We start from the raw sequence: 6,892 nt of genomic DNA, 5'->3' as shown, positions 1-6,892 counted from the left end.
ACCTCCTGATACGCTCGCTTGATCGCTTTGACGTTCGCCTCGCTGATTTCCCGACTGAATTTGCGGGCGAACTTGTGTTCGATATCGGCCACCACCGTGTCCAACTCCAACATGCCGGTAGCGCGCAGAAATGCGCCCAACATGACGGTGTTCGGAATGGGCCGGCCAATGGTCTCTTGCGCAATCTGCGAGGCGTTGAGGGTGATGATCTTGCGCCCGGTCAGATTCAGCCGCTTGCGGATTTGATCCGGCGTCTGCGGCGTGTTGACGATGAGGGTGCCATCTTCGGGCATCCCCTCGGTCACGTCCACGGTGTCCAGAAGGGTCTGGTCAAGCACCATCACAATCGACGGCCGCTTAACCGGGCTATGGAGGATTATTGGGGCATCAGAAATCCGCGTGTAGGCCCGCACTGGCGCTCCTGTGCGCTCCGGGCCATACTCGGGAAAGGCCTGGCCGTAGCTTCCTTCCTCGATGGCCGCCTCGGCCAGGAGCTGTGCCGCCGTCTTAGCTCCTTGTCCTCCTCGTCCATGCCAGCGCACTTCGATCATCCGTGCCACGTCACAGTCCTCCTACCACAAACTCTCATTCGGTGAGCTATGCGCTCCTACCCTCTACAGCGCAGTTCTTCCCTCCAAGGCTTTGGTCAAGGTAATCTCGTCGGCGTATTCCAGGTCCACGCCCATGGGGATGCCGCGCGCAATGCGGGTCACCTTGATGCCCAAGGGCTGGATGAGCTTGAGCAGGTAGAGGGCGGTTGCTTCACCTTCGGCATTGGGGTTGGTCGCCAAGATGACTTCCTCCACAGGCGGGTGCAAGCGGGTAATGAGCTCCTTCACTTTCAGGTGTTCCGGCCCAATGCCATCCAAAGGCGAAAGTGCGCCTCCCAGCACGTGGTACAGGCCGTGGTATTCGTGCGTGCGCTCCAAGGCCAGCACGTCGTTGGCCTCTTCAACCACGCAGATGACCCGCTGGTCGCGCTTGGGGTCGCTGCAGATGGCACAGGGGTCCTGCTCGGTGATGCTGCAGCAAATGGAGCAGCGAGTCACGCGCTCCTTGATCCTCACCAGCGACTCCGCCAGCAAGCGCACCTCCTCTGCCGGCAACTTTAGCAGATAGAAGACGATGCGCTGCGCGGACTTGCGGCCAATCCCCGGAAGTTGCGACAGCTGGGTAATTGCCCTCTCTACCGCCTCAGAAGGATATAGCACAGAGAACGCTCCCTGGGGTCGCTACATGAGCCCCGGCAACAGATTGGACCCTAAGCCGCCTGTCACCTTGCTCATCTCCTCGGCAGCCCTTTCCTGCACCTTTTGGAAGGCCTGATTGAGCGCGGCGACGATCAGGTCCTCGAGCATCTCGACGTCCTCGGGGTTGACCACCTCGGGGTCGATCTTGATTTCGACGACTTCGTACTTGCCCGTGACCACGGCCTTGACCATGCCGCCACCGGCTGTCCCCTCCACGCGCAAGGCGGCCAGCTCCTCCTGTGCCTTCTGCATCTGCTCCTGCATCTTCTGCGCCTGCTTCAGCAGACTGCCGAGGCCCATCTTCTGCATGAGTCTTCCTCCTTGCTCCTACTCGAGGAGCTCGGTGTCCAAGCGCTCCATCAGCTTCTTGAGCGCGGGATTGCTCTGCGCCAACTCTTCCAGTTGCTGCTGCGCCGAGGGACGTGGACGCTGCGGTGCCTCGCCCAGGACGCCCTGCTCGTCGCGCACGCACTTGATGCGCAGCCTTTGCCCCACCTGGCGCGCCAGGGCTTCCTCGATGCACCCTCTTCCCCGCTCCACACTCTGCATGTGAAAGCCATTGTCCCTGCGGAAGGCCACGACCACCGTGTTGCCTTCGACCTTGGAGGGCACACCTTCCTGCAGGGTAACTGCTAAGCCCATGCGCTGCCGCCGCACCTCCTCGATCACTTGCGGCCACGCTTGCTTTACCTGTTCGAGCTCTACCTGGCTGGCCTTCGGTGCAGGAGGAGCATCGACGCGGTCGGCTACTCTGGGCGCAGTGGGTGGCGGTGCGGTCCGGGCATTGGCGGGGGCAGGCCGCTCAGTGGGAGCCTTTTTTTTTACCTCATCCAGCCTGCTCAAGAGCTCGCCGAGGTCCACCGTGCGGTCCAAATTGACCATGCGCAGCAAGGCCAGTTCGAACTGCACGCGGGGGTTCTCTACGCGCGTCAGGCTCTGCGCTGCCTCGCTGGCGATCTTGATGAGCCGCATGAGGTCCTCGACGGCAAACCCTTCTGCCTCTGCCTTGTAGCGTTCGGCAAAGCTGTCGGAGACGTCCAACGTCTCGGTGCTGTGCAGGGATTTGGTGATGAGGATGTTGCGGAGGTGCTCTGCGAGGCCCACCATGAACTCAACAAAGTCCAAGCCCTCGGCAAAGACCTTGTCGGCCATGGCCAGCGCCGCTTTGCTGTCGTGCTCCCTGATGAGCGCCGAGCAGGCAAAAAAGAGGTCTTGGTCGATAATGCCCAACAGGTCGGACACCTGCTCGGTGGTGATCGTGGTGCCGCTATAAGCGACCAACTGGTCCAAGATGCTCTCGGCATCGCGCATGCTGCCATCTGCTTTCTGCACGATCAGCAGCAGCGCCTCCTCGGGGATGGTGATGCCCTCTGCCTGGCAGATAGTCTTCAGTTGCGCGATAATGTCCCGCGCAGCGATGCGCTTAAAGTCGAACCGCTGGCAACGGGAGAGGATAGTGGGCGGCACGCGGCGGGGCTCGGTGGTGGCGAAGATGAACAGCACATGCTTCGGGGGCTCCTCAAGCGTCTTCAGCAAGGCGTTGAAGGCCTCCATGGTCAACATGTGCACTTCGTCGATGATGTAGATCTTGTGCTTGCCGGGCGAAGCGGCATAGCGCAGCGTCTCGCGCAGGTTGCGCACCTCGTCGATGCCACGGTTGGAAGCCCCATCGATTTCGAGCACGTCCAAGCTGCGGCTTTCGGCAATTTCCCGGCAGGAGGAGCATTCATTGCAGGGGGTAGGCGAAGGTCCCTGGTCGCAGTTCAGCGCCTTGGCCAGGATGCGGGCCACCGAGGTCTTGCCCACCCCGCGCGGCCCGGCGAACAGGTAGGCGTTAGCCAGTCGTCCTGAGCTAATGGCATTGCGCAGTGTGGCTGTGACGTGTTGCTGGCCGACTACTTCCTCGAAGCGCATCGGCCGGTATTTTCTGGCCAACACCAGGTAGGACATCCGTCTCTCCGCACAGGAACCGTTCCGCCGGCAAGCTTGGGGAGTCAGCTCAGCGGCTGTGCACCCACCATCGATCTCTCTGCGCCTGCCCCTTTCCGGCAGCCAGCTCCAGCCAAGCTCCCCTGCGGCACATAGACGAAGTGCCTACCGCTGCTACCTTCCGGTCCTGACGGGGTTTGGCACGGATCTATTGCGCAGGACTTGGGCTATCAACACCGCTTGCCGGGGAAGTAGACAAGTGCGAGCGGACCTCAGGGTGGGAATTCGACCCTGCTATAGCGGATTGCAGGTTACAGGGCACCGCTAACTCCCCGTCTAGCACAGCCTTGTGGAGCCGATGGGATTCGAACCCATGACCTGTACGTTGCGAACGTACCGCTCTCCCAGCTGAGCTACGGCCCCACACTCTCTAAAACTCTGCCCCCCCGCCTATCGCCAACCGCCGCTCCTCGTCAACGTCGCCTTGTCAGTACCTGTTGAGCGGAGAGGGCGGGATTCGAACCCGCGGTACTTTCGTACACACGCTTTCCAAGCGTGCTCCTTCAACCACTCGGACACCTCTCCAACGCCTCCCAGGGCACATGCCAAGCTCATCACCAGTCCTTTTCGAGCGGAGAGGGTGGGATTCGAACCCACGGTCCCCGGAGGGGGACAACGGTTTTCGAGACCGTCCGATTCAACCGCTCTCGCACCTCTCCGTGGCACGCGCTGGCGACTATGCCTGCCCCACAGGGGCCCTCTTTCGCACACTGGCAAAGAACTGACGGAGCAGCTCGCTGCTCCGCTCCGCCATCACCTCGCCGACAATGTGGATGCCGGCGTGCAGCTCCTTGTGGCTGGCCAAGTCGACCACTGAGCCGCACGCGCCATAGCGCGGATCACGCGCCCCGTAGACTAAGCCAGAGACCCGCGCTAACAGGAGCGCCCCCATGCACATGGGGCAGGGCTCCAAGGTGACGTAGAGCACGCTGTCGTTCAGCCGCCACGAGGCAAGGGAATTGGCGGCGGCAGTCAGGGCGATGATCTCGGCGTGGGCGGTGGGATCTTGCAGCGTCTCCACCAAGTTGTGCCCTCGGCCAATGACCCTGCCCTCATACACAACTACGGCGCCCACGGGGACTTCCCCCTTGGCTAAGGCCTTTTCTGCCTCGCGAAAGGCCTGTTCCATCCACGTCTCGTGGCCGCCGTCGTGCATCACCATGACCGTCGTCGTGTACAGCCGCTGTACGCCCGGAGGGACTCGAACCCCCAGCCTCTTGGTCCGTAGCCAAGCGCTCTATCCAGTTGAGCTACGGGCGCAACCATTTCTGCAGTGCTCTGCTCACGAGGAGTCACGCCCGCGCACGCCGAACTGTGCCTTCATCGGTGCTCAGCGTGGGCGCGAGCGACAAGTAGCGCGTACGGGAGTCGAACCCGTGTTACCGGCGTGAGAGGCCGGCGTCCTAGGCCACTAGACGAACGCGCCGCTGCGTGACGTGGCAATATACAAACAAAAAGCAACAATGTCAATACTTTTGCCCCCGGTGCTCCCAGGCACGCAAAAGGTGCGACCGCTCATCGCACCCTGATACCTCCTCCCTTCCTGGCGCGCCCGGAGGGACTCGAACCCCCAACCTTCTGATCCGAAGTCAGAAGCTCTATCCAGTTGAGCTACGGGCGCCCGCTCACCGCGGCTGCGCACCCACCTCTGTGTCACGGGCACCCTGGCCTCGGGCTCTTGCTGGGGAGCAGGGATTCGAACCCCGATACCATGATCCAGAGTCATGTGTCCTACCGTTGGACGACTCCCCAGAGGAAACTCACCCCAACCTCTGCACTGCCTGCCGGATGCGCCGGAGCACCACCTCTTTGCCCAAAACCTCGAGCAGCTCAAACAAGCCAGGCCCCACACTGACTCCCGACACCGCCAGTCGCACGGGGTGGATGATCTTCTCTGCTCCTACCCCCAAGCGGGTGGCCGTAGTCCGCACCGCCTCCTCAATGCGGCTCTTCTCGAACACATCGATGTCCGCGAGCACCTGGGCAAACGCGCGCACAAGGCCCGCCGTGTCTGCGCTCCAGTACTTCTTGACCGCCTTCTCCTCGTAGCTCTCCGGATCGCGGAAAAAGTACCAGCCGCGGTCCACAAAGTCGGGGATGATGCGCACCCGCTCCTTGAGGAGGGCAACCACGCGTCGCAGGTACGCCTCGTCGACCCCACTGATCCCGCGCGCCTCGAGCACTGGCCTCACCATCGCCGCCAGCTCGGCGTCGCTGCGCCGCTTGATGTGCTCAGCGTTAATCCACTGCAGCTTGGTAAGGTCAAAGATGGCCCGCGCTTTGTTCACCCGCTCCAGAGAAAACTCACGGATCAGCTCCTCAAGGGTGAAAATCTGACGCTCATCCCCTTCTCCCGGGTTCCAGCCCAGGAGGGCCAAATAGTTGATGAGCGCTTCGCGCAGGTACCCGCCGTTGCGATAGGTGGCCACATCCGGGTCGAAACGCCGCCCCTCTTGGCCAGGTTTGCCCATATCCCTCTTGCTCATCTTCGAGCCGTCGGGATTGAAGATGAGCGGCAAGTGGGCCAACACCGGCATTTGCCAGCCAAAGGCTTCGTACAGGAGCACATGCTTGGGCACGCTGGACAGCCACTCCTCCCCGCGAATGACGTGGGTGATGGCCATCAGGTGGTCATCCACCACGTTCGCCAAGTGGTAGGTCGGATAGCCGTCAGACTTGAGCAACACCTGGTCATCCACCTCGCTGCTGTGGATCTCCACGCGCCCACGGACCACATCGTCGAAGGCGATCACGCGATCCTCGGGCACCAGCAGCCTGACCACGTGCGGCTCACCCGCCTTGAGTCTCCGGCGCACTTCCGCGTCCGGCAGGGTGAGGCTGTTGCACATGTGGGCGCGGTCATAGCGCTGATCGGAACGGCCCTGCGCTCGCAACGTCTGGCGCATCTTTTCCAAACTGGCCGGATCATCGAAGGCATAGTAGGCGTGGCCAGCGTCCAGGAGTTGCTGCGCATATTGACGGTAGATCTCCAACCGCTGACTTTGCACATAAGGCCCATATGGACCACCCACATCCGGCCCCTCATCGGGCTCTAAGCCTGCCCAGCGCAGCATCTCGATGAGGTTTTCGGTGGCACCCTCAACGTAACGCGTGCGGTCGGTGTCCTCGATACGCAGCACAAAGACACCGCCATGTCGCCGCGCGAAGAGGAAATTGAACAAGGCCGTGCGCAACCCGCCTACATGGAGGAAACCGGTGGGACTGGGGGCAAAGCGTACCCGCACTTGCTCTGTTGTCAAAGAACTCACGGTCTGTAGCCGTCACCTACTGACGTTTGTATGCACTCCCACTTGCTGTTCTTCGCGGAGAGGGAGGGATTCGAACCCTCGGTAGAGTTATACACCCTACAACGGCTTAGCAGGCCGCCCCGTTCAGCCATCTCCGGCACCTCTCCTGATGGTCGCGACCTTTACTGCGGAGGGCGAGGGACTCGAACCCCCAAGGGTTTTCACCCGGCGGTTTTCAAGACCGCTGCCTTACCAATTAGGTCTAGCCCTCCATCTTCTCAATATGCTCGCAGATGGAGTCTCTCCCTGCCGCAGCAGCAACTGGGCAGGACGCGCATAATATAAGAAAACGCAGTTTTTCAAACAACCAGTTTTTCACACAATCGGCCCTGGCGCCACGCACAG

General features: G+C 61.6%; 6 protein-coding genes, 9 tRNA genes and 1 other RNA gene. All 16 read right to left on the bottom strand.

All coding sequences use genetic code 11. The annotated features are described in order from the left end of the window. On the bottom strand, positions 1-560 hold a 560-nt coding region (locus H5U38_13505; protein ID MBC7188035.1), incomplete at its 3' end, for a 2-oxoacid:acceptor oxidoreductase family protein. A 54-nt stretch (positions 561-614) separates the two neighbouring features. Then, positions 615-1,211: a recombination protein RecR gene (gene recR / locus H5U38_13500; GenBank protein ID MBC7188034.1), complete on the bottom strand. Its 597-nt coding sequence runs from the start codon at positions 1,209-1,211 to the stop codon at positions 615-617. 21 nt (positions 1,212-1,232) lie between these two features. Next, positions 1,233-1,550, bottom strand: coding sequence for a YbaB/EbfC family nucleoid-associated protein (locus tag H5U38_13495; protein MBC7188033.1), 318 nt, complete (start codon positions 1,548-1,550; stop codon positions 1,233-1,235). Positions 1,551-1,577: 27 nt separating this feature from the next. Further along, entirely contained in the window at positions 1,578-3,200 is a 1,623-nt protein-coding gene (gene dnaX, locus H5U38_13490) for a DNA polymerase III subunit gamma/tau (GenBank protein ID MBC7188032.1), read from the bottom strand. A 56-nt stretch (positions 3,201-3,256) separates the two neighbouring features. Then, positions 3,257-3,524: signal recognition particle sRNA large type (ffs, locus tag H5U38_13485), an RNA gene on the bottom strand. 5 nt (positions 3,525-3,529) lie between these two features. Continuing rightward, a tRNA-Ala gene (locus tag H5U38_13480) sits at positions 3,530-3,602 on the bottom strand. Positions 3,603-3,681: 79 nt separating this feature from the next. Then, positions 3,682-3,764, bottom strand: a tRNA-Ser gene (locus tag H5U38_13475). Between the two features lie 47 nt (positions 3,765-3,811). Beyond that, positions 3,812-3,898: transfer RNA gene (locus H5U38_13470), tRNA-Ser, on the bottom strand. A gap of 17 nt (positions 3,899-3,915) precedes the next feature. Next, positions 3,916-4,368, bottom strand: coding sequence for a nucleoside deaminase (locus tag H5U38_13465; protein ID MBC7188031.1), 453 nt, complete (start codon positions 4,366-4,368; stop codon positions 3,916-3,918). A gap of 57 nt (positions 4,369-4,425) precedes the next feature. After that, a tRNA-Arg gene (locus H5U38_13460) sits at positions 4,426-4,499 on the bottom strand. A 93-nt stretch (positions 4,500-4,592) separates the two neighbouring features. Then, a tRNA-Glu gene (locus H5U38_13455) sits at positions 4,593-4,665 on the bottom strand. A gap of 118 nt (positions 4,666-4,783) precedes the next feature. Continuing rightward, positions 4,784-4,860: transfer RNA gene (locus H5U38_13450), tRNA-Arg, on the bottom strand. 60 nt (positions 4,861-4,920) lie between these two features. Continuing rightward, positions 4,921-4,991, bottom strand: a tRNA-Gln gene (locus H5U38_13445). Positions 4,992-4,999: 8 nt separating this feature from the next. Next, positions 5,000-6,499 (bottom strand): glutamate--tRNA ligase, encoded by a 1,500-nt coding sequence (locus H5U38_13440; protein MBC7188030.1) that lies wholly within the window; start codon positions 6,497-6,499, stop codon positions 5,000-5,002. Positions 6,500-6,563: 64 nt separating this feature from the next. After that, positions 6,564-6,654 (bottom strand) — tRNA-Ser (locus H5U38_13435). A 21-nt stretch (positions 6,655-6,675) separates the two neighbouring features. Continuing rightward, positions 6,676-6,759: transfer RNA gene (locus H5U38_13430), tRNA-Ser, on the bottom strand. Between the last annotated feature and the right edge of the window lie 133 nt (positions 6,760-6,892).

It is taken from the genome of Calditrichota bacterium (genome assembly GCA_014359355.1).
Taxonomy (GTDB): domain Bacteria; phylum Zhuqueibacterota; class Zhuqueibacteria; order JANLFK01; family Oleimicrobiaceae; genus Oleimicrobium.
Note: the sequence above shows the minus strand (reverse complement) of the source record. Positions and strands in the feature narration are given on the sequence as shown.

Coding starts and splice junctions, on each gene's coding strand:
- H5U38_13495 (MBC7188033.1), bottom strand. CDS start 1,550: ATGGGCCTCGGCAGTCTGCTGAAGCAGGCGCAGAAGATGCAGGAGCAG.
- dnaX (MBC7188032.1), bottom strand. CDS start 3,200: ATGTCCTACCTGGTGTTGGCCAGAAAATACCGGCCGATGCGCTTCGAG.
- H5U38_13465 (MBC7188031.1), bottom strand. CDS start 4,368: ATGGAACAGGCCTTTCGCGAGGCAGAAAAGGCCTTAGCCAAGGGGGAA.